Genomic DNA, 20,785 nt, shown 5'->3' with positions numbered 1-20,785 from the left:
GGCAACCTCCTTGCCGGAGCCGGCCTTTGCCGCCCGCGCCGCGACGAGATCGCTGGTCAGCGTGCGGACTTCCGCAAGGTCGATGCCGGTGAGCCCGGCGATCCGATCCTGCGGCAGCCCCGACAAGCCCGAGCACGCGCCTGCCATGCCGGCGGCGATGGCGCCGATCGTGTCGGTGTCACCACCGAGATTGGCGGCAATGACGGCTGCCCGCCATGCATCGCCTTGCGCCACCTCCAGCACCGCGAATGCCGCCGGCACCGATTCCTGGCTGGCGACGCCGGTGCCGACCAGGTCGACGATCAGCCTGATTGCGTCGTTCTCGGTCTTGCCGCGAACCAGCTCCTGCGCCCAGAGGATGCGCGCAGCGATATCGCCGCCGGTCATCCAATGGCCGAGCGCGGCGCCGAGTCTCGCCGCTGCGACGGCATGGCCGGATGCGGCGCGCCAGTCGCCGCCCGAAACGCCGAGACTGACGGCAGCAGCGACGGCGGCAGCGGAGGCAATGGCGATCGAAGTGTTATGCGTGGCCCGGCAGGTTTCGGCCACCTTGGCGACCAGCGCGTCGAGCGGCTCCGGCGGCATCATGATGCCGACAGGCGCGATGCGCATGGCAGCGCCATTGGTGTCGCCGCCGCGTCCCGCCTCTTCCGCCGGCACGCCCTCATTGATCGCATCGATGGCGCGCTTGGTCGATGGGCCAAGCAGGTCGTAGCTGCCGCGCGCCTTGACGTCCCGCTCCCAATCGAGCAGCGCGTTGACCCAGCGCTCATGGTCGAAGCGATCGCCGGAGCTGACCAGGATGCGGCCAAGCAGCAGCGCCTGCTCGGTATCGTCGGTAATGGCGCCTGCCGGCAGCCCCTTGGACACCGGATGGTCGGCTGCGGGCACGACGAAATCGTCGACATGGCCGTAAAGCTCGGCGATACGGGCGGGTGACAGAAGCTGCGTCGGCATGCCCAGCGCATCGCCCAGCGCGCCGCCGATGAGCGCGCCCATTGCCCGATCCATCATATCCGCCGCGCCCATGCTCAAAATTCCAGATGCAGCGCGAAATGCGCCGGGTTGAGCAGGCTGGTGACGAATTCGATGGCGCGCCCGTCGGCGGCGCGCGTCAGCCGCCGCGTCCTGAGGAAAGGCGTGCCCGGCGCGCAGTCGAGGATGGCGGCATCCGCGGCGCTCAGCATCTCGATGTCGACCCACTCCTCGCCATGGTCGGGCACCAGCCCTGCGCCGCGCAAAGTCTGGTGCAGCGAGCCTTCGCGAAGCCCGCGCAGCGGTACCTCTTCCAACTCGGGCGACAGCGGCAGGCGGCTGCGCTCGATCGAGATCGCGTGACCGTCGTCCGCGTTGGTGCGCACGCGGTCGACGGCGATGAAGGACGGGTTTTCGACACCGAGTCTCGCCGCGAGTTGGGCGTCCTCGATGACCTCGAGCCTCAGAGTCCGGGTCTCGGCATTGGCGCCGGCATTGGCAAGCGCGCGCGACCAGCCGATCGCGTCGTCGACCGGCATGCCGTCGAAGGTGACGAAGGAGCCGATGCCGACCTTGGTGGTGATCAGTCCGCGATTGGACAGCTCCTCCAGCCCTTTGCGGACCGTGTTGCGACTGACGGAGAAGCGCTGAACAAGCTCGTTCTCGCTCTGCAGGCGGTCGCCGAAACCGAGCACGCCGGAGCGGATCTCGTGCTCCAGAACAGTCGCGATCTGCTCGGGCTTGCCCGTGCCGGGGGTGAGCTGCATCGCGCGACGGGCCATATCAATACCTGTTCAATGAACCTGTATAATCCTGTTCAATATTGGATTTGGACCGGCGAGTCAATGTCGTTGTTACGACCGTCGCGCTCCTCTCGCCTGCCTGTTGTTGTGCCGGCGTCGCAGAAGGTGCGAGGAACCCGCCAAAGGCGCGTGGCAAATCGTGGCCAGCCGTGCCGGCAACCTGCTCAAACTGCAACGCGAGACGCCGCGGGTGGCGTAAGCCGAGGCGGCGACGCCTTGAGCTAAACCAGTTCCACTTCGGCCATGTCCGCAATCATCGCATTACCGAGGCGACGTATTCAGACCGGCGGACCCGAATGCGAAGCCCGCGCTATTTTCCGAGCCAATTCAAGAAAGCCGAACAAATGCGGCGAGCGGTTGTCTCGTCGATAGTTGAGTGAAAGCTCGGTTCCCGGATTGTGGCCTTCGTATTTCCGATAGACAATGCCGGGCCGCTGATTTTCACTGACCGATGCTGGCACGACCGAGATGCCGACGCCAACCGAAACCAGGCTCATCGCTGTAAGATAGTCCTGGGCCATGACCTGCAAGGCAGGAACAAAGCCGTCGACCTTGCATACGTCGAGCACATAGTCCGCGTAACTTGGCCGTGGGCGCCGCGGAAAGAGGACGAAAGTAGCATTCTTGAAATCTGCGAGATGGAATGGTTGCTCACGATTGGCATAGCTGTCGGGAAGCGCCAGCACGAGCGGTTCCTTCATGAGCGTTTCGGCTTTGACCTCCGCGTCTTCGATCGACGGGCGCGCCACCGCAATGTCGATTTCCCGCTGAATCAGGGCTCGTCGCAACTCGGCATTGTTCATGGCCGAAAGCGCCAGCTCGATATCCGGATGCGCGGCCCGGAAAGCCCTGATGATGTTGGGCAGAACACCGAAGGTTGCCGTTCCGACGAACGCGATCCGCAGGCGTCCCGCGACGCCCTGGCCGATCCGCATCACCTCGCGTTCCGTCTGGTCGACGCGTTCGAGGATTTCCCTTGCCCGCTCCAGCAGCAATTCGCCTGCCTGGGTGAGCCGAATCTGGCTGCGGCTGCGGTCGAACAGGACCGCACCGATCTCCCGTTCGAACTGGGCGATCTGTCGGCTTAGTGGAGGCTGAGCAATTCCGAGCCGCGCCGAGGCGCGCCCGAAATGAAGTTCTTCGGCCACTGCCAGGAAATAGCTCAGCCGTTTGAAGTCCATCGCCGTCTGTCAGGCATCCATCAGCCGCGCAGGCACCCGCGTGACCCTTTCCAGTGCCTCCTTGAAATAGGCCCTGAAGGCAGTGGGGTTCTCGCTCATCGGAAAATGACCAAGATCCTTCATGATCGCAAGAGTGGAACCCTTGATCGCGGCTGCCGTGCGTTGCGCATCTTCAGGAGTGCAGGTCATGTCGTACTCGCCGCACATGATATGGACGGGCGTGCGCCGAGTGTCGATGGACGAGAGTCGGCCGACGAGGCTGTCATCGGACGTGTAAAAGCTGAGGTCTCCCCGAAAAACGCCTGGCCCGGACTGCATGAACATCCACAGTGTGGTCCAACGCTCTGCGTCGGGCGCCTGCGGCGCGATGTTGGCCGAGACCAGGGCGGCGCCCATTTCGCCGCCATGCGCATCGGGCCGGTGAAACCAGTCGATGTCATACCATGCCGGCTGGAAATCGGACGCCTCGATCGCGATGAAACCCGAAAAGGATTCAGGATGGAGGGCTGCCAGTTGCAGCGCAATCCTCCCACCCATCGAACATCCGGCCAGCAAAGGTTTTTCCAGCCCTGCCGCACCGCAGAATGCCAGCACCGTCTCCATGTAGGTCTCGGTCGAGAGCAGATACTCCTCGGTCTCGAACCCCTCCGGCGGCAGCGACTTTCCGTGCCATGGCATGTCGAAAGCGATGAACCGGTAGGACCTGGTGAATGCCTGATCGTTCAGGACGGACCGCCACTGCCGCGTGTCGGCGCCCGCCGTGTGAAGGCACACGACCGGACGGCCCTGGCCGGCTTCCTCGAAGTAGATGCGCTGCCGGGCATTTCCAACCGTCACATTGACATAGCGGCCCACGACCGGCTCGATCGAAGATCTCATGAGAAACCCTCCTTGCGTCCCAACGCCATGAATTCCTTGAAATACCGCAAGTTCTTGACCAGCGTCAGGATATCGCCGTCGATGCTGCCGTTTCCGTATTTCACCAGGCCGAAAATGTCATGGAAACCCGGCTTAGGCAGAGGTTGCCAGAATTCGCGTAATGCATCGCCCTTCGCTCGCAGCGCAAACCGCCAAGGAAGCTTCTTGCTCGGACCTTCCTTGATCTCGACAACCCTTCCCTTCTCGAAGGTCAGGTAGAATTCGTCCTCGTCGACCTCGATCAAAATGGTTTCGTTGAAGAGGCGGCCAAGCCGCAGCAAATGAGGTCTCCGCTCGAGGGCGGCCGCCATGTCGTCGAGTCGCTGGCGTAAGTTTCGAACGCGCGGCATGGTCGGTCTCACATCTTACGCGCCATCATGCGCACCTTGTCCTCGTCCAGCGTCACACCGAGCCCCGGCCCGGCCGGCACGCGTATTTCGAACTCCTCGAACACCAGCGGCGTAGCGACGAGATCCTCGACCAGTATTCGCGGGCCGAAATGTTCGCTCCCCCATTCGAGGCGAGGCAGTGTCGAGAAGACGGCCATGTGGGCCGCGGCGCCGATGCTGCTCTCCAGCAGGCAACCGCCGTAGAGCTCGATTCCAAACGACTGGGCGATGCCGGCGGCCCGCTTGAGTTCCAGAAGGCCGCCGCTTTTGACCAGCTTCAGCGAATAGACGCTGCCGCAGGCCTGCGTCGCCACGCTGGCCAGCTCCGAATTGGTGAACGCTGCCTCGTCGATGAGAAGCGGAATGCGCGTGCGGGCCGCGACGCGCGCCATCGCTTCGCGTTGGCTTGCTTGAACGGGTTGCTCGATCAACGCGACATTGAGTTCCTCAAGCGCAGGAAAAAGCCGGATGCAAAGCGCCTCGGTCCACGCCTGATTGACATCGACGATCAGCTTCACGTCGTCACCTAGGCCGGCACGAAGATGTTGCAAGCGCACGATGTCAGCCTCAGGCGAGTTGAAGCCGAGCTTGATCTTGAAATCCTTGTGGTGGCGCAGCCGGAGCTTTTCCCTCGCCTCCTCGAGTTCTTGCCCGGCATCACCCGAGGCAAGCGCCCAGATGACACCCATCCGATCTCTGACCTGTCCGCCAAGCAAGGCACTGGCAGGCAGGCCGAGCGTATGGCCGACGGCGTCGAAGAGCGCCGACTCCACCGCTGCTTTTGCCGCGAAATTGCGCGTTGCGGCCTTGGCCATGCGCACGGCATTGGCTTCGAAGAGCATGGCGTTCTGACCAACGAGCGCAGGTTCGAGGTAGTTCGCTATGGCGGCCCAGATGGATTCCACGCTTTCTTCAGCCCAGCGCGGTCCTCCGAGCGTGGAGGCCTCACCAATCCCGGTAACGCCGTTTTCAAGCTGGACGCGTACGAGGACGAACCCTTGGTGCGCTATCTCGGTATTCGAAAGCTTGTGGCGACGGAGTGTCGGCGCCTCGATGATGGTCGCGACAATCGATCTGATCCGCGCGTCGCGCCCAAGCTCCATGGGAGCGGCGCGCGGTGGAATGTTCTCGGTGACGTTGATCGACATACCGACTGCCCTCGGGAGAACCCGCCTGGGCAAGCACCAGGCGGGTTGATTGCTGACTGTTATTCGGCCGCAACGGCGATTTCGGCAGCCTTTGGCTTGAGCTTGAAGTCGAATTCCATGACCAGGTCCGTGTCCGATCCGGCAGGCCCTTTGTGCAACTTGCCGATCAGGCTTTCCTTGACGGCGAAGACCGCATCGTTGTCGAGGTACTTCGTGTCGGCGTCGTAGATCTGCGAGACCAGGCTTTGGTAACCGTCCTTCTGGATCATGAAGTGGATATGCCCCGGCCGCCACGGATGGTGGCCCATATAGTTCAGCAACTCACCGGCCGCCCCGTCGTAGGGAATTGGATATGGCGCCGGGCGGATACCGACGAATTCGTACCGGCCCTCTTCATCGGTGAGGAAACGGCCCCGCAAATTATAATCGGGCTGCTCCGGATCCTGCTGTTCGTAGAGACCGTTCGGCGCGTCTTCCCACACATCGATGATGACGCCCGGAATGGGCCGCCCCGACGTGTCGCTGATTGTGCCGCTGACGCGCACGCTCTGAGAGCCTTCGAAGCTCTTCTGGACGATCGAGGCGCCTTTCGGCAGCACCGGCGGATTCTCGCGATAGAATGGCCCAAGCACAGTCGACTCGCTTTCGCCGTCCGTGACGGTGTGGTCGAGCATGTCGACGAGGACCTCTATTCCGAGGATGTCGGAAAGCAGGATGAATTCGTTGCGGGCGTCATCCGAGATGTGGCCGGCGCGAACCAGGAACTGGCAGGCCTGGATCAATTCGGCATGCGTCACCTTGGTTTCGATGCAAAACGCATGGATGTGCCGGATCAGATTCTCAAGAATCTGGCGATTGCGCGCCGGGATATCCGAAGACAAGGCTGCGATCACAACGTCCGAGATGTTTTGCTGGGTCACATTGCGCATATTTTCCTCCTTGAATGGCAGCGTGGGTTTCTTTTTGGCGTCACCACATGAGTTCAGTTTCGATCTGCAGCATGCCTGCAGGGGCCTTGCGGGTGTCTTCGAGCGCGCCGAACTTGCCTTTGAAGAACAGCAGCGGATCGGCATTGCTGTCCCAGTTGAGCGCCCGGACGTGGCCGACGAAGATCGTGTGATCGCCGGCAAGGATCTCGTCGCGAACTTCCGCCGAAAAGGTGGCGAGCGCGCCGCGGACGACCGGCAGCCCGTCGAGCGAATCGAAGAGGCCGTGAAGCTCGGGATTGGGCTTGCCTGCAAAATGCCAGGCGATCTTGTCCTTGCCGGACGCCAGAACACTGACAGCAAATCGGCCCGAGGCCTGTATTTTTCCAAGCATGCGCGCCTTCTCGGCGATCGAGATCGCAATCAGCGGCGGGTCGAGCGAGATCGACATGAATGCATTGGCGGTCATCCCGTGGTCGTGTCCATCCCAATGGGTGGTGATGACGTTGACCCCCGTGGCAAAAAGCCCGCATGCATCGCGGAACGTCCGTTGCTCAAGCGGTGACATGTGATCCCCCGCTTGCATGAACAGCACGCGCGTATGAGCGGCCGGACCAGCCTTCGAGTATCTCGGCCTCGACGGAGCGTCCCTCGGCCATCAGGGCGCGGATACGCGAGCTCGACACGATCTCTCCGGCCTCGCAACGCACGGCCGGAAGGATGCGGGTGTCGAAGTAGCGAGCGAGGAGCAACGGGTCGCCGCTCTTGCAGGAACCGAACCGGAAGTCTGCTCCGACCCAGATGACCCGCGGCGTCAGTGCGCCGATCTCGCCGACGAAGTCATCTGCCGTGCGGGCCCGATACGCCGCGTCGAAGCGAGCGACGATGATGTGGTCGGGTCCCAGCAGGCTGATCCTCGCCAACTTGTCCTCGATCGACGTCAGCGGCCGGACGCCGCACAGCAGCGCCTTGGGAGGCGGGTCGAACGTGTAGACCACCGACGCGACACCGAGCGTGCGGGCGGCGATGACCGCCGTTCCGATCAGTTCCTGATGCCCGCGATGCACGCCGTCGAACGACCCGATCGTCAGGACGCAGGCGGGAAGCCTGAGCACGTTCTCACGATGGACGGACGTCTCGATTTGTCTGGAGTGAACCATGGTCTCCTCCCATGTTCGCGACCGGGGGCGCCATCCTCTCGGCACCCTCGACGTGAGAAATCTAACGCTAGGTGGCGACGCCCGCGATACCCGATCCGGTATCGCATGATACCTATCATTAGCACTTCATCGGCGCGTAGCCTCCGGCCTCGAAAGGGAAGAGGAACCCTTTTCTAAGCCCGACGCCGGCTAGCGAATGCCCGGACCGGCCCAATGGAGGAGTACAGGATATGCATAATCTGGCTACCAAGCCGGTGCTTGATACCCAAGCACCGGGAACCGATGCCTACACCGGTTCCGAATTCCTGGAGAGCATCCAGGACGGCCGCGAAATCTATATTTATGGCGAGCGCGTCAAGAATGTCACCCAACATCCGGCGTTCCGCAACTCGGCCCGCATGGTTGCGCGCTGGTACGACCGCTTCCACGAAAAGAAGAACGAGATCGGCGTGTTGACGGACACCGGCTCGGGGAAGCTGACGCACCCCTTTTTCCTCGGCTCCAAGACTACCGAGGATCTGGTCAGGTCGCGCGATGCGATCGCCGATTTGCAGAAGGTTTCCTACGGTTGGATGGGACGTTCGCCCGACTACAAGGCTTCTTTCCTTGGCACGCTCGGCGCCAATTCGGCCTTCTACGGAGACTATGCCGGGAACGCCCGCAACTGGTATGCCCGCACCCAGGAACGTCTCGACTACTGGAACCACGCCATCGTCAACCCTCCGATCGACCGGGACCGCCCGATCGAGGAAGTCCGCGACGTGTTCATGCATGTGGACAAGGAAACGGACAAGGGGGTGGTGGTGTCGGGCGCGAAAGTCGTGGCGACCGGCTCAGCGCTCACCCACTATAACTTCATCGCCCATTACGGCATCCCGATCAAGGACAAGTCCTTCGCGCTGATCTTCACCGCGCCCATGGACTCGCCCGGCATCAAGCTGATCGCCCGCTCGTCCTACGAGTTCAACGCGGCGGCAACCGGATCGCCCTTCGACTATCCGCTCTCCAGCCGTCTGGACGAGAACGACTCGATCCTGGTCTTCGACAAGGTTCTGGTTCCGTGGGAAAACATCTTCATCTATGGCGACGTCGACAAGATCAACCAGTTCTTCCCGGCATCAGGCTTCGTCCCGCGCTTCACCCTGCATGGCCTGACGCGCCTGTCGGTGAAACTGGACTTCATCGCCGGATTGTTTTCGATGGCTGTCGAGGCGACGGGATCAAAGGACTTTCGCGGCGTCCAGGCAGGCGTCGGCGAAGTCATCGCATGGCGCAACACCTTCCATGCGCTCGGCGACGCCATGGTCAAATCGCCGGTTCCATGGGACGGTACCGACGGCTACAACCTCCCCAACCTCAATGCCGGGCTTGCTTACCGCGTGCTGGCACCGGTGGCTTACCCCAGGATCAAGGAGCTCATCGAACGGCACGTCGCCAGCGGCCTGATCTACCTGCCGTCGAGTTCAGCCGATTTCGAGAGCGAGGCGATCCGGCCCTATCTCGACCGCTTCGTGCGCGGTTCGAACGGTTACGCAGCGCTTGACCGCGTCAAGCTGCTGAAACTGCTTTGGGACGCCATCGGAACCGAATTCGGCGGACGACACGAACTGTATGAACGAAACTATGCCGGCAACTATGAGAACCTGAGGATTGAAACCCTGAACGCCGCTGCCGCGACCGGAGATCTGGCTTCGATGCAATCGATCGTGAAGGACTGCATGAGCGAATATGATCTTTCCGGCTGGACGAGTTCGGACCTCATCAATCCGGACGACATCAGCCTCGTCGGCCGAGGCACCGTTCAGGCGGCGTAGGATGATGGGACCGTTCCCTCGTGGAGGAGCGGTCCCAACCCTCCTCTCCGAGGCCCCATGACAAGGCTGCGAGACCGGGGAAAAATGCTTGCCGTGGACCTACGTGCGGCCCGGGGCGAGCGAACCTAAACCAACTCCACTTTCCACCACGCTCGGCCCCTTACTACCCGGCCGAGGCCGCGGTCCGCCGCGTGCGCCACAATGGCGAGATCAGATGGAATGGCGGCTTTATCTATGTCTCACAATCACTGGCCGGCGAAGCCGTCGCCGCGATTGAAACCGAGGACGGCCAATGGGCACTTTCCTTCCATGCCCATCCGCTCGGCATTATCGACAACAGACGTATGAAGTTTGTCCGTCGCAGCGCCGCGCCAACCAATCCGCTTGGCGCTGCGACGGACGCATAGGGGGAGAACTGTTACCTATGTATCCGGTTCAAAGTGTTACCCATCTATCGGTTTTACACCGGCAGGGCGATGAGGGGCAGCGCCGACTTTCGGCGGTTAGCCTTGCTAATCAAACGAAGAATTTCTCGACGCGCAGCATTGCCCATGGAAAACTTGTGTCCGCAATGCAAACTGAAATCCCCGGAGCCGCCACGATGGTCAAGTTCCTGCCGCTGAAAGAGGCCGTCGCGGAGAACCTGCATGATGGCGACGCGGTCGCCTTCGAGGGCTTCACCCATCTGATCCCGACCGCCGCCGCGCATGAGGCGATCCGCCAGGGCTTTCGCGAACTGACGCTGATCCGCATGACGCCCGACCTGATCTACGATCAGATGATCGGCATGGGCATGGCCAAGAAGATCGTCTTCTCCTATCTCGGCAATCCCGGCGTCGGCCTGCTCAGGCGCGTTCGCGACGCCATCGAGAACGGCTTTCCACGGCCGATCGAGGTCGAGGAGCACAGCCACGCCGGCATGGCCAACGCCTATGAGGCGGGTGCCGCCGGCCTGCCCTGCGCGGTGTTCCGCGGCTATCGCGGCGCAGGCCTTGCCGCCATCAATGCAAACATCAAGTCCATAACCTGCCCGTTTACCGGCGAGGTGCTAGCTGCCGTTCCGGCGATCCGGCCCGACGTCGCCTTCATCCACGCGCAGAAGGCCGACCGCAAAGGCAATGTGCTGGTCGAGGGCATCATCGGCATCCAGAAGGAGGCCGTGCTCGCGGCCAAACGCGCCGTGGTGACGGTCGAAGAAGTGGTCGACAGTTTCGACGATCTGCATCCCAATCTCACCGTGCTGCCGAATTGGACGATCGCGGCAATCTCGATCGTGCCGGGCGGCTCCCATCCCTCCTACACGCATGGCTATTACGAGCGCGACAACTCCGCCTATCTCGAATGGGACGAGATCGCCGCCGACCGCAACCGCTTCCAGGCATGGATGCAGAAGAACGTCATCGAGAGCAGCGCAGACGACTTCGCGGCTCGCGTCGAGCATCTGAGGAAAGCCGCATGAGCGAGAATGATCTGGGCTTCACCCCCAGCGAGATGATGACGATCGCCGCCAGCCGTGCGCTGAAGAACGACGATGTCTGCTTTGTCGGCATCGGGGCGCCGTCGGCCGCCTGCAATGTCGCGCGGCTGACGCATGCGCCCGACATCACACTGATCTACGAGAGCGGCACCATCGGCACCGCGCCCCACGTTTTGCCGCTGTCGATCGGCGACGGCGAATTGTGCGAGACGGCGGTCACCACCGTCGCGGTGCCGGAGATGTTCCGCTACTGGCTGCAGGGCGGCCGCATCACCATCGGCTTCCTTGGCGCCGCCCAGCTCGACAAATTCGGCAACATCAACACTACAGTCATCGGCGACTATGCGCATCCCAAAACGCGGCTGCCCGGCGGCGGCGGCGCGCCGGAAATCGCCACCTCCTCGCGAGAGGTCTACATCACCATGGCGCAGTCGAAGCGCGGCATGGTCGAAAAGATCGACTTCTTCACCTCCTTCGGCCATGGCGAGGGTGGCGACCCCCGCAAGCGGCTCGGCATCGACACCGCCGGTCCGACCTTGCTGATCACCGACCTCGCCGTCTGGAAGCCGGACCGTGTCACCAAGGAATTCACCGTCGTGTCGCTGCATCCCGGCGTCACCCGCGAAGAGGTGCAGGCGACCTGTGGCTGGGAAGCAAAGTTTGCCCAGGCGCTTGACGAGACGCCGGCGCCGACGGAACTCGAGCTGAAGACATTGCGCGATTTGCAGGCGCGCAGCAAGGCCGCGCATGCGGGTACCGCCAAAGGGAAAGCTGCATAATGACTGATGCCTTCATCTGCGACTACATCCGCACGCCGATCGGCCGTTTTGGCGGCGCGCTATCCTCGGTGCGAGCCGACGATCTCGCCGCCATTCCGCTGAAGGCGTTGGTCGAGCGCAACCTGGGCGTCGACTGGGCCGCGGTCGACGACGTCGTCTTTGGCTGCGCCAACCAGGCCGGCGAGGACAACCGCAACGTGGCGCGGATGGCGTTGCTGCTGGCCGGCCTTCCCCAGGACATTCCGGGCTCCACGATCAATCGGCTCTGTGGCTCGGGCATGGATGCCGTCACCATCGCCGCCCGGGCCATCAGGGCCGGCGAGGCCGAGCTGATGCTTGCCGGCGGCGTGGAATCGATGAGCCGCGCGCCTTTCGTCATGCCGAAGGCCGACACCGCCTTCTCGCGCAACGCCGAGATCCACGACACCACCATCGGTTGGCGCTTCATCAATCCGCTGATGAAGAAACAGTATGGCGTAGATTCCATGCCGGAGACCGGCGAGAACGTCGCCGAGGATTTTGCCATCTCACGCGCCGACCAGGATGCCTTCGCCGTGCGCAGCCAGGACAAGGCGGTGGCCGCGCAGGCCAGTGGCCGGCTGGCGAAAGAAATCACGCCGGTGACGATCCCTCAGAAAAAGGGCGATGCGATCGTTGTCTCGAAGGACGAACATCCGCGCGCCGGCACGACCGTCGAGGCGCTGGCCAAGCTGCCGACGCCGTTCCGCCAGGGCGGCACGGTGACCGCCGGCAATGCCTCCGGCGTCAATGATGGTGCTGCTGCGCTGATCATCGCCTCCGAAGCGGCTGCCAGGAAACATGGCCTGACGCCGATCGCCCGCATTCTCGGCGGTGCTGTTGCCGGCGTCGCGCCGCGCATCATGGGTATCGGTCCCGCGCCGGCAACCAAAAAGCTCTGCGCCCGTCTCGGCTTGAGGCCTGACCAATTCGACGTCGTCGAGTTGAACGAAGCCTTCGCCTCGCAAGGCGTTGCCGTGCTGCGCGAACTCGGAATTTCCGAGCAGGCGGAGCATGTGAACCCCAACGGCGGCGCGATCGCGCTCGGTCATCCGCTCGGCATGTCGGGCGCGCGCATCACCGGCACGGCGGCGCTGGAGCTACGCGAGCGCGGCGGACGCTGCGCTTTGGCCACCATGTGCATCGGCGTCGGCCAGGGCATTGCGATTGCACTGGAACGGGTCTGACGGCTCGGCCCGCTCAGTAAGGCAGGCCGACATAGTTCTCCGCCAGCGCGGTCGAGGCGGCGTTGGAGTGTACGAGATAATTGAGCTCGGCTTCCTGGACGCGCTGACCGAACTCACCCGCCTCGGGGAAGCGGTGAAGGATCGTCGTCATCCACCAGGAGAAGCGCACCGCCTCGCAATCGATGCGATGGCGTCGCCCTCGAGCCCGGTCCGGTATTGGTTGGCATTGTTTGCGTCATCGTCCATGGAGAGGCTTCCCCTCAGGCAACGACGCGACGAAGGCGCGGATCAGGGCAATGAGCGCGTCGGGCTGCTCGATGCAGGGAATGTGCCCGGCGCCGCGGATCAGCTCGAAGCGCGCGCCGGGGATCAGGTCGGCAAGCGAGCGCACGAGATCGGGCGGCGTCGAGCCGTCCTGGTCGCCGACGATGCAGAGCGTCGGCACCGCGATGCGGCGCGCGCTGTCGGTGAAATCCGCGTCGCGAGCCGCCATACACGTGCCGATGTAACCTGGCAGCGCCTGCCTGGTCAGCATGTTGCGGCAACCGGCAAGTTCTGCGACGCGGTTGGCATGAAAATCCGGCGTGAACCACACCTTCATGATGCCATCGGCAATCGCCTCGATGCCGTCACGCTCGACCGTCGCGATGCGGCTGTTCCAGCTCTCGGCGGTACCTATTTTGTGCGCGGTGTCGCTGAGGATCAGCGCTTCGACGAGTTCGGGCCGCCGTGCATAGAACCCCTGCGCGACCATGCCGCCGACCGACAGGCCAAAAAGCACGACCTTCTGGAAGCCGAAGCAATCGATGAGCGCGCTCAGATCGTCGACATGGTCGTCGATCGAGCGCACGCCGCTGCCGATGTCGGAAAGTCCGTGGCCGCGCTTGTCATAGACGAGCATCGGCATCTCACCGGCCAGCCGTGCGACGACATCGTCCCAGATCCGCAAGTCGGTGCCGAGCGAATTGATGAAGATGATCGGGCGCGCAGCAGCCGTCCCGGCGATAAGGCGATGGTGCAACGCAATGCCGCCGATACTGACGAATGGCACGATCTCGATCCTCCAAACCAACATTGCACCAGTTGTCTAGATCGGTAAACCGAGGGCTACTCTGGACGGTGCACGCCGCATTGGATCTTTTGAGGGGGCGTCTGGCGATCCGCCTCCGGGGTCGAGACCAGCAGGGCGGCGGCGGCATTCGCGGCGGCGATGGCGGCCTCGGTGGGCTCGCCGCGAGCAAGCGCAGCCGCAAAGGCACCGACGAATTCGTCACCTGCGCCATGGGTGCTGACCACCTTCACCGGAATGGCAGCGAGCGCAAAGGCGCGGCCATCGCGATCGTGATAGGCGACGCCATCGCCGCCGGCGGTGACGATTGCAGCCGGATAAACGATTGCCAATTGCCGCGCTGCCTCAGCCGCGCCTTCAAGCGTGTCGACGACCGGAATGCCGGCCAGGAACTCCGCCTCTATGGCGTTGGTGATCACGATGTCGACGAGCCCGGTGAGTTCGGCGGGCAGCGGCCGGGCCGGCGCCGCGTTGAGCACGACGCAGCAGCCGTGAGCCTTCGCCGCGCGCGCGGCAGCGATGTTGGCGATTTCCGGCACTTCGTTCTGCAGCAACAGCACCTCAGCCTGCGCGAGCAGACCGGCGGCCGCCGCGACATCCTTTTCGCCGAGTGTCAGATTGCTGCCGGAAACGATCACCGCGCCGTAGTCGCCATCGTCGTCGAAAATGGCAACGCTCATGCCTGATCCGATGCCCGGTTCCACTCGCACGAAGCGGTGCTCGACATTGCTGCGGCTGAGATTGGCGAGGAGCGCGCAGCCAAAATCGTCGTCGCCGACGGCGCCGATCATCGCCGACCTCGCACCCGCACGCGCCGCCGACAGGACCTGATTGCCGCCCTTGCCGCCGCATTTCGGCTGCCATCCGAAACCGGTCACCGTCTCGCCCTTGCGCGGACGATCCGGTGCGTCGACCAGGATGTCGTAATGCAGGCCGCCGAACACGGCCACCAGCCCCGCTGAAGCAACACTCATCCGCGACGATCTTTCATCTGTACTTGTCTCGCCGTTTCGACGTCACTGCCGACATGGTGCGGCCGAGATTGTGCTCCGCCGCCTGGTAGTCGCGCTGCGCCACCGCGACGAACAGCGCATCCAGGATGTTGAGCTGGGCGATACGGGCGGCCGCATTCTCGCCCATCAGCGGCGACCCCCGCGCGGTCGAGCAGAGCACGACATCCGCCTCGGCTGCCAGCGGCGAGTTGGCGTAGTTGGTTATGGCAAGCGTGCGGGCGCCGTTCTTCTTGGCGAGCTGAACGGCATCAATCACCGCGCTGCTGTTGCCGGAATGGGAAAAGCCGACGGCAATGTCTTCGGCGCCGAGGAGCGACGCCGACATGAGCATCATGTGGGAATCGTCGTAAACCGCCGCGCGGACGCCGATCCGCAGGAACTTGTGCGAGACGTCCCGGGCGATCTGAGCCGAGCCGCCGACGCCATAGAAGTCGCGATTTCTGGATCGATAAATGAGGTCGGCGGCCCGGTCGAAATCGCCGATGTCAAGGATCGCCAGCGTTTCCTCCAGCGCCTGTATCGAAGTGCGGAAGACCTTTTGCACGATCTCGGCCGAACTGTCGTCGACGGAGAGTTCCCGGTGCATCTCGGCGGTCGGCGAGCGGCTGTATTCGCAGACTGCCGTCCGGAAGTCGCGATAGCCGGAGAAGCCCAGCTTCTTGGCAATCTTCACCACCATCGCCTCGGAGACGCCGGCCTCGTCAGCGATCTCCTTCAAAGGGATCGTCTCGTCGAATCCGCGGCGGCCGAACACGGTTTCCACCACCTTTGCCTCCAGCGGTGTGAGATGCGGCATCATCATGCGGATGCGCGGCCCCACGGCCCGGAGATCCGCGGACGTCATCCTGCAGCTCCGAGCAGGATTTCCTGGACGATAGCCTGCGAGGTAACCGCGTCCTGCCCGTCGAGGGCAGCCGCCAACCGATTGTCCCGCTCCAGCCGCTCGACGACCCGCAACATGCGCTTGACGGTGGCGATGTTGACCTCGCATTCGCGCACCGGGTCGAGACCGGTCATGTCCGGAAAGGTGTCGAAATAGATGGCACCGGCGTAGCCGTCCCTGCGTATCTGGCGCAGCAGCTCGATGGTCTGCAGCGTGTGCACGGCGCCGACCATCAGGCCGTCGTCGCGCTTGGCGTAGCCATCGTTGAGATGAACACCGAGCAACCTGCTGTGACGGGCGACAAGAGCGGCGGCAAAGGCCGGTTGCTCGTCGGCATAAAGAACATGCGCGAAGTCGAGGGTGACGCCGAGATTGGGCAGGCCGGCCTCGCGGATCGCCAGCAACGTGGTCGCGGCATCCGGCATCAGCGAATAGGAACGCGGCTCGTTCGGCTTATATTCGAGGCTGAAGGCGCAATCGGGGTCATGCGACGCAACTTCACGAATACCGTCGATTTCGTGTTGCCAAAGTGTCGCGTAGTCGGCTTGGAAAGCGTAGTCGAAACCATCCTGCCCCAGCCACAACGTCATGAGACCGGCGCCGGCCTCTCGCGCCGCGTCGATGCCAGCCTTGGTGAGGTCGATGGCTTCACGCCGCACTGCCGGATCGGGATTGGTGAACGCGCCGAGCTTGAAGGCGGGATTGGAATAGTAGCGCATCGCGAAGCCATTGATGGAAAGCCCGAGATCACCAAGCCTCCGTGCGATTTCCCTGGGGTTTTCACCGATATGGTCGGGAAAGTTGAGGTCGAGATCGGTGAGCCCCTCGACCTTAGCCGCCCGCGCCGCCATCTGCAGCACCGAGGGCTTCCCGGTAAGCCCGGCCCACTCCGCCTCAGGCCGCGAGGCGAAGGAATTGAGACGGGTGGCAAAACGGTGGGATGTCATTTGGGATCCTTGGGATGCCTGAGACTTCACATGAAAAAATGATTTTGTAAAGTTCTCTGGTGAGCTGTACAGGCTGGTTGCCCTGGTTGGCATGCGCTGATTGTTCTGGCATTACCGGGTTCGAGAACCATTCCGACGGGCAGCAATGACCTCGAAACGCAACGTCCTTTTCATCATGTGCGACCAGCTGCGGTTCGATTATCTGAGCTGCGCCGGGCACAAGAGTCTGACGACGCCGAACATCGACCGGCTCGCCAGCCGCGGCGTGCGTTTCACCAATGCCTATGTGCAATCGACGGTCTGCGGCCCCTCGCGCATGAGCGCTTATACCGGCCGCTACGTCCGCTCGCACGGCTCGACGCATAATGGCGTGCCGCTCAGAGTCGGCGAGCCGACGCTGGGCGACCATCTGCGCGAGGTCGGCGTGCGTTGTGCGCTCATCGGCAAGACACATATGAAGGCCGACGAGGAAGGGATGGAGCGCCTCGGCATCGCCAAGGATTCCGTCATCGGCGTGCGTGTCGCGGAATGCGGCTTCGAGCCGTTCGAGCGCGATGACGGCCTGCACCCCTCGACCAGCTACGACCCCGATCCGGCCTACGACTCCTATCTGCGCCAGCACGGCTTCGAGGCCGAAAATCCTTGGGAGCATTGGGCGAATTCCGGCGAAGGCGAGAATGGCGAGAATTTCAACGGCTGGCTGCTCGTCCATGCCGACAAGGCGGCGCGCATTCCGGAGGAGCATTCCGAGACGCCTTACATGACGCGCCGCGCCATGCGCTTCATTGAGGACGCCGAGGCCAAGGGCGAAGTCTGGTGCGCGCATCTTTCCTACATCAAGCCGCACTGGCCCTATATCGTGCCCGCGCCCTACCACGCCATGTACGGCAAGGCGGAGATCCAGCCGCCCGTTCGCAGCGAAGCCGAGCGCGTCTCGCCAAACCCGATCTTCGAGGCCTTCCAGCAGGAGCGGTACTCGAAGAACTTCTCGCGCGATGAGGTCCGCGAAACGGTCGTTCCCTGCTACATGGGCCTGATCAAGCAGATCGACGATCAGCTCGGCCATTTGTTCGACTTCATGGAGAAGCGCGGCCTATTCAAGAACACGCTTGTCGTCTTCACTTCTGACCACGGCGACTATCTCGGCGACCATTGGCTCGGCGAGAAATACCTGTTCCACGACGTCGCGGTGAAGGTGCCGATGATCGTCTACGATCCTCGTCCGGAAGCCGACGTCACAAGAGGAACCACGTCGGACGCGCTGGTCGAGATGATCGATCTCGCGCCCACCTTTCTCGATTATTTCGGCGGCAGGCCCAAGCCGCATGTCCTCGAAGGCCGCTCGCTGCTGTCGCTGACTTCGGGTGAGCGGAAGAGCCTGCGCAACTATGCCGTCAGCGAATATGACTACAGCGGCGATGCGGCGCGGCTGAAGCTCGTCATGCCGGTTTCGGGCTGCAAGCTCTACATGATCACCGACGGCCGCTTCAAACTCGTCCATGGCGAAGGTGTCGAGCCGATGTTCTTCGATCTCCACAACGACCCGGGCGAATTGCGCGACCTCGGCCGCGAGCCATCGGCCGCCGGCGATATCGAGCGGCTGCGCAAAATGCTAATGCGCTGGCTGGCGCTGCCCAACAACCGCATTACCGTCCCCGACGAGTGGCTGACACAGATCGACGACAAGGTCGGGCATTTCGACCCGATCATCGGCTCCGGCGTGCTCATCGGCTACTGGGACGAGGCCGAACTCGCCGAACAGCTGGAGGCGCGTCGCCGCTGGCTGACGCGCCGGGGCAACTAGCTTCGTTACCCGAGTGTCAGCCCCGCCTTCTTCGCTTCCTCGCGCAGGAAGGGCAGCCCCACCTCGATGACGTCGCGCGGGTCTTCCGCCACCGGACGCCATACCGCGAGCCCCCCGGCGATGTCGACGTCGACATGGTTCATGCTTTCGAGCGTGATCGGGCCCGCATAGCCGATATCGGCGATCGCCTTCATGCAGGCTGCCCAGTTCAGCATGCCGCGCCCCGGCACGCCGCGATTGGCCTCCGACACATGCACATAGCCGAGGAAGGGCGCCGCCGCCTCGAAGCCGGCCGCGAAGCTCTCTTCCTCGATATGCATGTGGTAGGTGTCGAGATGGATGAAGATGTTGTCGGCGCCGATGCGCTCGATGATGCGCGCCGCGTCGACGCCGCGGTTGATCAGATGCGTCTCGTAGCGGTTGCAGGGTTCGATGCCGAGCTTCAGGCTGCGGGCCTTCGCCGACTTTGCCGCCCGTTCGAGGAAGCGGCACATGCCGTCGATCTCCCGCTGCGTCGGCGCCCGGCCGGTGGTCTTGCCGATCGTTCCATAGGTGACGCCGCCGAGCGCCTCGGCGCCCACCTCGTTGCAGACGTTGAAGGCCGGCTGCAGGAAGTCGAGCGCCTCTTCCGGCCGCTCCACCACGTCGAGCGCGCGCGGCAAGCCGAGCGAGGGAATGAGCTGCACGCCATAATGGTTTGCAAAACCGCGCGTGCGCTTGGTGTCGATCTCCTCGGGTCTGAGCAGCGGGATCTCCATCAGGCCGATGCCGAGCTCCTTCAGCCGGTCCATCTGCGGCTCGATGCGGGCCAGATCCCAGACCGGGGCGATGGCGAAAGTGTGCAGTCCGAAAACATTCATATCAGCCTCGTTGCTCGTGCGCCGCCGCGGCGGCCGTATCGCCGCCGCCGACGATGCGGCTGACGACTTCGTTCATGTTGGTTTTGGCGGTGACGAGATCGGCATCCGCCCTGCCGTGGCGCAGCACGACGATGCGATCGGTGACCGACAGCACGTCGTTCAGCCGGTGCGAGATCAAAATGACGGCGATGCCTTCAGACTTCAGCCGCCGGATGAGATCGAGCACGCTCTGCACCTCGCGCACGGCGAGCGCCGCCGTCGGCTCGTCCATGATGACGAGCTTCGGGTTGAAGGTGAGCGCCCGCGCGATCGCCACCGTCTGCTGCTGGCCGCCGGAGAAGGAGCCGACGGAACGACTGATCGACGGCAGGTGCGCCCCGAGCCGCTCGATCATCCGCGCCGCCTGCCGATCCATCTCGGTCTTGTCGACAAAGCCGGGGAAGAGGCCGAGCAGCCTTTTCGTCGGCTCTCGGCCAAGGAAGATGTTGGAGGCCACGTCCTGCTGCTTGGCCAAGGACAGATCCTGGTAGATCATCTCGATGCCGAGCCGGCGCCGCTGGCCGGGATCGAGAGCGAGGATGTCCTTGCCGTCGAACTCGATCGAGCCGGTGTCGGCGCGGTAGATGCCGGTGATGGTCTTCATCAGCGTCGACTTGCCGGCGCCGTTGTCGCCGACCAGCCCGACCACCTCGCCGGCCGCGACCGACAGGTCGACGCCATGCAGCACGTCGACCGCCCCGAAGCTTTTGCGGATCTTGTGGAGCGAAAGCAGGGTCATACGCGCGACTCCTTCCGCACCTGATACTGGTCGATGAAGACCGCGAGGATGAGAACCGCGCCGATCGCCATCTGCTGGTAATAGGATTGCACGGCAAGCAGCGTCAGCCCGTTCTGCAGCACGCCCATGATCAGAGCGCCGATCATGGTGCCGAGGATCGAGGCACGGCCGCCGAACAGGTTGGTGCCGCCGATGATCGCCGCGGTGATCGCGGTGAGTTCGTAGTTGATGCCGGCGGTCGGGTCGCCCGCATTGACGCGGGCGGTGAACAAGAGACCGGCAAGCCCGGCAAGCGCGCCGGAGAGCGTGTAGATGATGCGGCGATGCTGCTCGACGCGGATGCCGGCTGCGCGCGCCGCGCCCTCGCTGTCGCCGAGCGCCAAAGTGTGGCGGCCGAAGCGCGTATAGGCAAGCACCGTATGCGCGACGATCGCCGTCAGCACGAAGATGATGACAGGCATCGGAATGCCGAGCGGCCTCCCTTGCCCGATATAGACGATCTCCGGCGGCAGGCCGTAGATCGCCCTGCCCTGCGAGATGACGAGCGCCAGCCCGCGCGCAAGGCCCAGCATGCCGAGCGTTACGATGAAGGCCGGCACGAAGGCGCGGGTGACCAGTTGGCCGTTGATGTAGCCGGCGATACTTCCGGCCAGAAT

22 protein-coding genes and 1 pseudogene are annotated in these 20,785 nt (G+C 63.4%); 6 read left to right on the top strand and 17 right to left on the bottom strand.

Annotation, left to right across the window (positions count from 1 at the left end; genetic code table 11):
- The 9 genes from EOA49_RS20880 to EOA49_RS20840 form a co-directional block, all read right to left on the bottom strand.
- A partial coding sequence (locus EOA49_RS20880; protein WP_127241836.1) for an ADP-ribosylglycohydrolase family protein occupies positions 1 to 1,029 on the bottom strand: 1,029 nt, incomplete at its 3' end.
- Between the two features lie 2 nt (positions 1,030 to 1,031).
- Positions 1,032 to 1,757: a GntR family transcriptional regulator gene (locus tag EOA49_RS20875; protein ID WP_127241835.1), complete on the bottom strand. Its 726-nt coding sequence runs from the start codon at positions 1,755 to 1,757 to the stop codon at positions 1,032 to 1,034.
- A gap of 299 nt (positions 1,758 to 2,056) precedes the next feature.
- A complete protein-coding gene (locus tag EOA49_RS20870; RefSeq protein ID WP_127241834.1) occupies positions 2,057 to 2,959 on the bottom strand; it encodes a LysR family transcriptional regulator in 903 nt (300 codons plus the stop codon).
- 9 nt (positions 2,960 to 2,968) lie between these two features.
- Positions 2,969 to 3,838 (bottom strand): alpha/beta hydrolase, encoded by an 870-nt coding sequence (locus EOA49_RS20865; protein ID WP_127241833.1) that lies wholly within the window; start codon positions 3,836 to 3,838, stop codon positions 2,969 to 2,971.
- On the bottom strand, positions 3,835 to 4,158 hold the full coding sequence (locus EOA49_RS20860; RefSeq protein ID WP_245460759.1) for a hypothetical protein: 324 nt from the start codon (positions 4,156 to 4,158) through the stop codon (positions 3,835 to 3,837). The genes EOA49_RS20865 and EOA49_RS20860 overlap by 4 nt, the downstream gene beginning before the upstream one ends.
- Positions 4,159 to 4,235: 77 nt before the next feature.
- On the bottom strand, positions 4,236 to 5,414 hold the full coding sequence (locus tag EOA49_RS20855) for a muconate/chloromuconate family cycloisomerase (protein ID WP_127241832.1): 1,179 nt from the start codon (positions 5,412 to 5,414) through the stop codon (positions 4,236 to 4,238).
- Between the two features lie 59 nt (positions 5,415 to 5,473).
- Complete coding sequence (locus tag EOA49_RS20850; protein WP_127241831.1) at positions 5,474 to 6,343, bottom strand: dioxygenase; 870 nt, start codon at positions 6,341 to 6,343, stop codon at positions 5,474 to 5,476.
- Positions 6,344 to 6,383: 40 nt separating this feature from the next.
- On the bottom strand, positions 6,384 to 6,908 hold the full coding sequence (locus tag EOA49_RS20845) for a flavin reductase family protein (RefSeq protein WP_126061716.1): 525 nt from the start codon (positions 6,906 to 6,908) through the stop codon (positions 6,384 to 6,386).
- On the bottom strand, positions 6,895 to 7,500 hold the full coding sequence (locus tag EOA49_RS20840) for an FAD synthetase (RefSeq protein WP_127239823.1): 606 nt from the start codon (positions 7,498 to 7,500) through the stop codon (positions 6,895 to 6,897). Before EOA49_RS20840 ends, EOA49_RS20845 begins: the two co-directional genes overlap by 14 nt.
- A 230-nt stretch (positions 7,501 to 7,730) precedes the next feature.
- On the opposite strand from EOA49_RS20840, the gene EOA49_RS20835 reads away from it, so the two are divergent.
- The 5 genes from EOA49_RS20835 (at position 7,731) to pcaF (ending at position 12,775) form a co-directional block, all read left to right on the top strand.
- Positions 7,731 to 9,314 (top strand): 4-hydroxyphenylacetate 3-hydroxylase N-terminal domain-containing protein, encoded by a 1,584-nt coding sequence (locus tag EOA49_RS20835; RefSeq protein WP_126061718.1) that lies wholly within the window; start codon positions 7,731 to 7,733, stop codon positions 9,312 to 9,314.
- A 191-nt stretch (positions 9,315 to 9,505) separates the two neighbouring features.
- Positions 9,506 to 9,721 (top strand): hypothetical protein, encoded by a 216-nt coding sequence (locus tag EOA49_RS20830; RefSeq protein ID WP_245460758.1) that lies wholly within the window; start codon positions 9,506 to 9,508, stop codon positions 9,719 to 9,721.
- A 194-nt stretch (positions 9,722 to 9,915) separates the two neighbouring features.
- The gene (locus tag EOA49_RS20825; RefSeq protein ID WP_127239833.1) at positions 9,916 to 10,773 is read left to right on the top strand and encodes a CoA transferase subunit A; all 858 of its coding nucleotides are present in this window, start codon (positions 9,916 to 9,918) and stop codon (positions 10,771 to 10,773) included.
- Entirely contained in the window at positions 10,770 to 11,570 is an 801-nt protein-coding gene (locus EOA49_RS20820; RefSeq protein ID WP_127243328.1) for a CoA-transferase subunit beta, read from the top strand. The genes EOA49_RS20825 and EOA49_RS20820 overlap by 4 nt, the downstream gene beginning before the upstream one ends.
- Positions 11,570 to 12,775 (top strand): 3-oxoadipyl-CoA thiolase, encoded by a 1,206-nt coding sequence (pcaF, locus tag EOA49_RS20815; RefSeq protein WP_127239825.1) that lies wholly within the window; start codon positions 11,570 to 11,572, stop codon positions 12,773 to 12,775. The genes EOA49_RS20820 and pcaF overlap by 1 nt, the downstream gene beginning before the upstream one ends.
- Positions 12,776 to 12,788: 13 nt before the next feature.
- Here the strand turns inward: pcaF and EOA49_RS20810 are convergent.
- From EOA49_RS20810 to EOA49_RS20790, 5 genes and pseudogenes are all read right to left on the bottom strand, one after another.
- Positions 12,789 to 12,950: pseudogene (locus tag EOA49_RS20810) on the bottom strand (4-hydroxybenzoate 3-monooxygenase); the annotation flags it as partial.
- Between the two features lie 60 nt (positions 12,951 to 13,010).
- Positions 13,011 to 13,826, bottom strand: coding sequence for a 3-oxoadipate enol-lactonase (gene pcaD, locus EOA49_RS20805; protein ID WP_127239826.1), 816 nt, complete (start codon positions 13,824 to 13,826; stop codon positions 13,011 to 13,013).
- Positions 13,827 to 13,882: 56 nt separating this feature from the next.
- Positions 13,883 to 14,818 (bottom strand): PfkB family carbohydrate kinase, encoded by a 936-nt coding sequence (locus EOA49_RS20800; protein WP_127243327.1) that lies wholly within the window; start codon positions 14,816 to 14,818, stop codon positions 13,883 to 13,885.
- Between the two features lie 13 nt (positions 14,819 to 14,831).
- Complete coding sequence (locus tag EOA49_RS20795; protein ID WP_127216180.1) at positions 14,832 to 15,701, bottom strand: MurR/RpiR family transcriptional regulator; 870 nt, start codon at positions 15,699 to 15,701, stop codon at positions 14,832 to 14,834.
- On the bottom strand, positions 15,698 to 16,687 hold the full coding sequence (locus EOA49_RS20790; RefSeq protein ID WP_127239827.1) for a sugar phosphate isomerase/epimerase family protein: 990 nt from the start codon (positions 16,685 to 16,687) through the stop codon (positions 15,698 to 15,700). Before EOA49_RS20790 ends, EOA49_RS20795 begins: the two co-directional genes overlap by 4 nt.
- 145 nt (positions 16,688 to 16,832) lie before the next feature.
- On the opposite strand from EOA49_RS20790, the gene EOA49_RS20785 reads away from it, so the two are divergent.
- Positions 16,833 to 18,491, top strand: a complete 1,659-nt coding sequence (locus tag EOA49_RS20785) for a sulfatase-like hydrolase/transferase (RefSeq protein WP_127239828.1) — start codon at positions 16,833 to 16,835, stop codon at positions 18,489 to 18,491.
- Between the two features lie 5 nt (positions 18,492 to 18,496).
- Here EOA49_RS20785 and EOA49_RS20780 read toward each other — a convergent pair whose 3' ends face one another.
- The 3 genes from EOA49_RS20780 to EOA49_RS20770 form a co-directional block, all read right to left on the bottom strand.
- Entirely contained in the window at positions 18,497 to 19,351 is an 855-nt protein-coding gene (locus EOA49_RS20780) for a sugar phosphate isomerase/epimerase family protein (protein WP_127239829.1), read from the bottom strand.
- Position 19,352: 1 nt separating this feature from the next.
- Positions 19,353 to 20,129 (bottom strand): ATP-binding cassette domain-containing protein, encoded by a 777-nt coding sequence (locus tag EOA49_RS20775; RefSeq protein ID WP_066992195.1) that lies wholly within the window; start codon positions 20,127 to 20,129, stop codon positions 19,353 to 19,355.
- The coding region (locus EOA49_RS20770) for an ABC transporter permease (protein WP_164749257.1) at positions 20,126 to 20,785 on the bottom strand (660 nt) is incomplete at its 5' end. The genes EOA49_RS20775 and EOA49_RS20770, both read right to left, overlap by 4 nt.

This window comes from Mesorhizobium sp. M1A.F.Ca.IN.020.04.1.1, from assembly GCF_003997315.1.
Lineage (GTDB): Bacteria > Pseudomonadota > Alphaproteobacteria > Rhizobiales > Rhizobiaceae > Mesorhizobium.
Note: the sequence above shows the minus strand (reverse complement) of the source record. Positions and strands in the feature narration are given on the sequence as shown.

What these genes read in the sequence shown, in the direction of transcription:
- EOA49_RS20840 (WP_127239823.1), bottom strand. Translation starts at nt 7,500, where the DNA reads ATGGTTCACTCCAGACAAATCGAGACGTCCGTCCATCGTGAGAACGTG.
- EOA49_RS20875 (WP_127241835.1), bottom strand. Translation starts at nt 1,757, where the DNA reads ATGGCCCGTCGCGCGATGCAGCTCACCCCCGGCACGGGCAAGCCCGAG.
- EOA49_RS20785 (WP_127239828.1), top strand. Translation starts at nt 16,833, where the DNA reads ATGACCTCGAAACGCAACGTCCTTTTCATCATGTGCGACCAGCTGCGG.
- EOA49_RS20820 (WP_127243328.1), top strand. Translation starts at nt 10,770, where the DNA reads ATGAGCGAGAATGATCTGGGCTTCACCCCCAGCGAGATGATGACGATC.
- EOA49_RS20865 (WP_127241833.1), bottom strand. Translation starts at nt 3,838, where the DNA reads ATGAGATCTTCGATCGAGCCGGTCGTGGGCCGCTATGTCAATGTGACG.
- EOA49_RS20835 (WP_126061718.1), top strand. Translation starts at nt 7,731, where the DNA reads ATGCATAATCTGGCTACCAAGCCGGTGCTTGATACCCAAGCACCGGGA.
- EOA49_RS20795 (WP_127216180.1), bottom strand. Translation starts at nt 15,701, where the DNA reads ATGACGTCCGCGGATCTCCGGGCCGTGGGGCCGCGCATCCGCATGATG.
- EOA49_RS20845 (WP_126061716.1), bottom strand. Translation starts at nt 6,908, where the DNA reads ATGTCACCGCTTGAGCAACGGACGTTCCGCGATGCATGCGGGCTTTTT.
- EOA49_RS20825 (WP_127239833.1), top strand. Translation starts at nt 9,916, where the DNA reads ATGGTCAAGTTCCTGCCGCTGAAAGAGGCCGTCGCGGAGAACCTGCAT.
- pcaF (WP_127239825.1), top strand. Translation starts at nt 11,570, where the DNA reads ATGACTGATGCCTTCATCTGCGACTACATCCGCACGCCGATCGGCCGT.
- EOA49_RS20850 (WP_127241831.1), bottom strand. Translation starts at nt 6,343, where the DNA reads ATGCGCAATGTGACCCAGCAAAACATCTCGGACGTTGTGATCGCAGCC.
- EOA49_RS20775 (WP_066992195.1), bottom strand. Translation starts at nt 20,129, where the DNA reads ATGACCCTGCTTTCGCTCCACAAGATCCGCAAAAGCTTCGGGGCGGTC.
- EOA49_RS20800 (WP_127243327.1), bottom strand. Translation starts at nt 14,818, where the DNA reads ATGAGTGTTGCTTCAGCGGGGCTGGTGGCCGTGTTCGGCGGCCTGCAT.
- EOA49_RS20780 (WP_127239829.1), bottom strand. Translation starts at nt 19,351, where the DNA reads ATGAATGTTTTCGGACTGCACACTTTCGCCATCGCCCCGGTCTGGGAT.
- EOA49_RS20870 (WP_127241834.1), bottom strand. Translation starts at nt 2,959, where the DNA reads ATGGACTTCAAACGGCTGAGCTATTTCCTGGCAGTGGCCGAAGAACTT.
- EOA49_RS20790 (WP_127239827.1), bottom strand. Translation starts at nt 16,687, where the DNA reads ATGACATCCCACCGTTTTGCCACCCGTCTCAATTCCTTCGCCTCGCGG.
- EOA49_RS20855 (WP_127241832.1), bottom strand. Translation starts at nt 5,414, where the DNA reads ATGTCGATCAACGTCACCGAGAACATTCCACCGCGCGCCGCTCCCATG.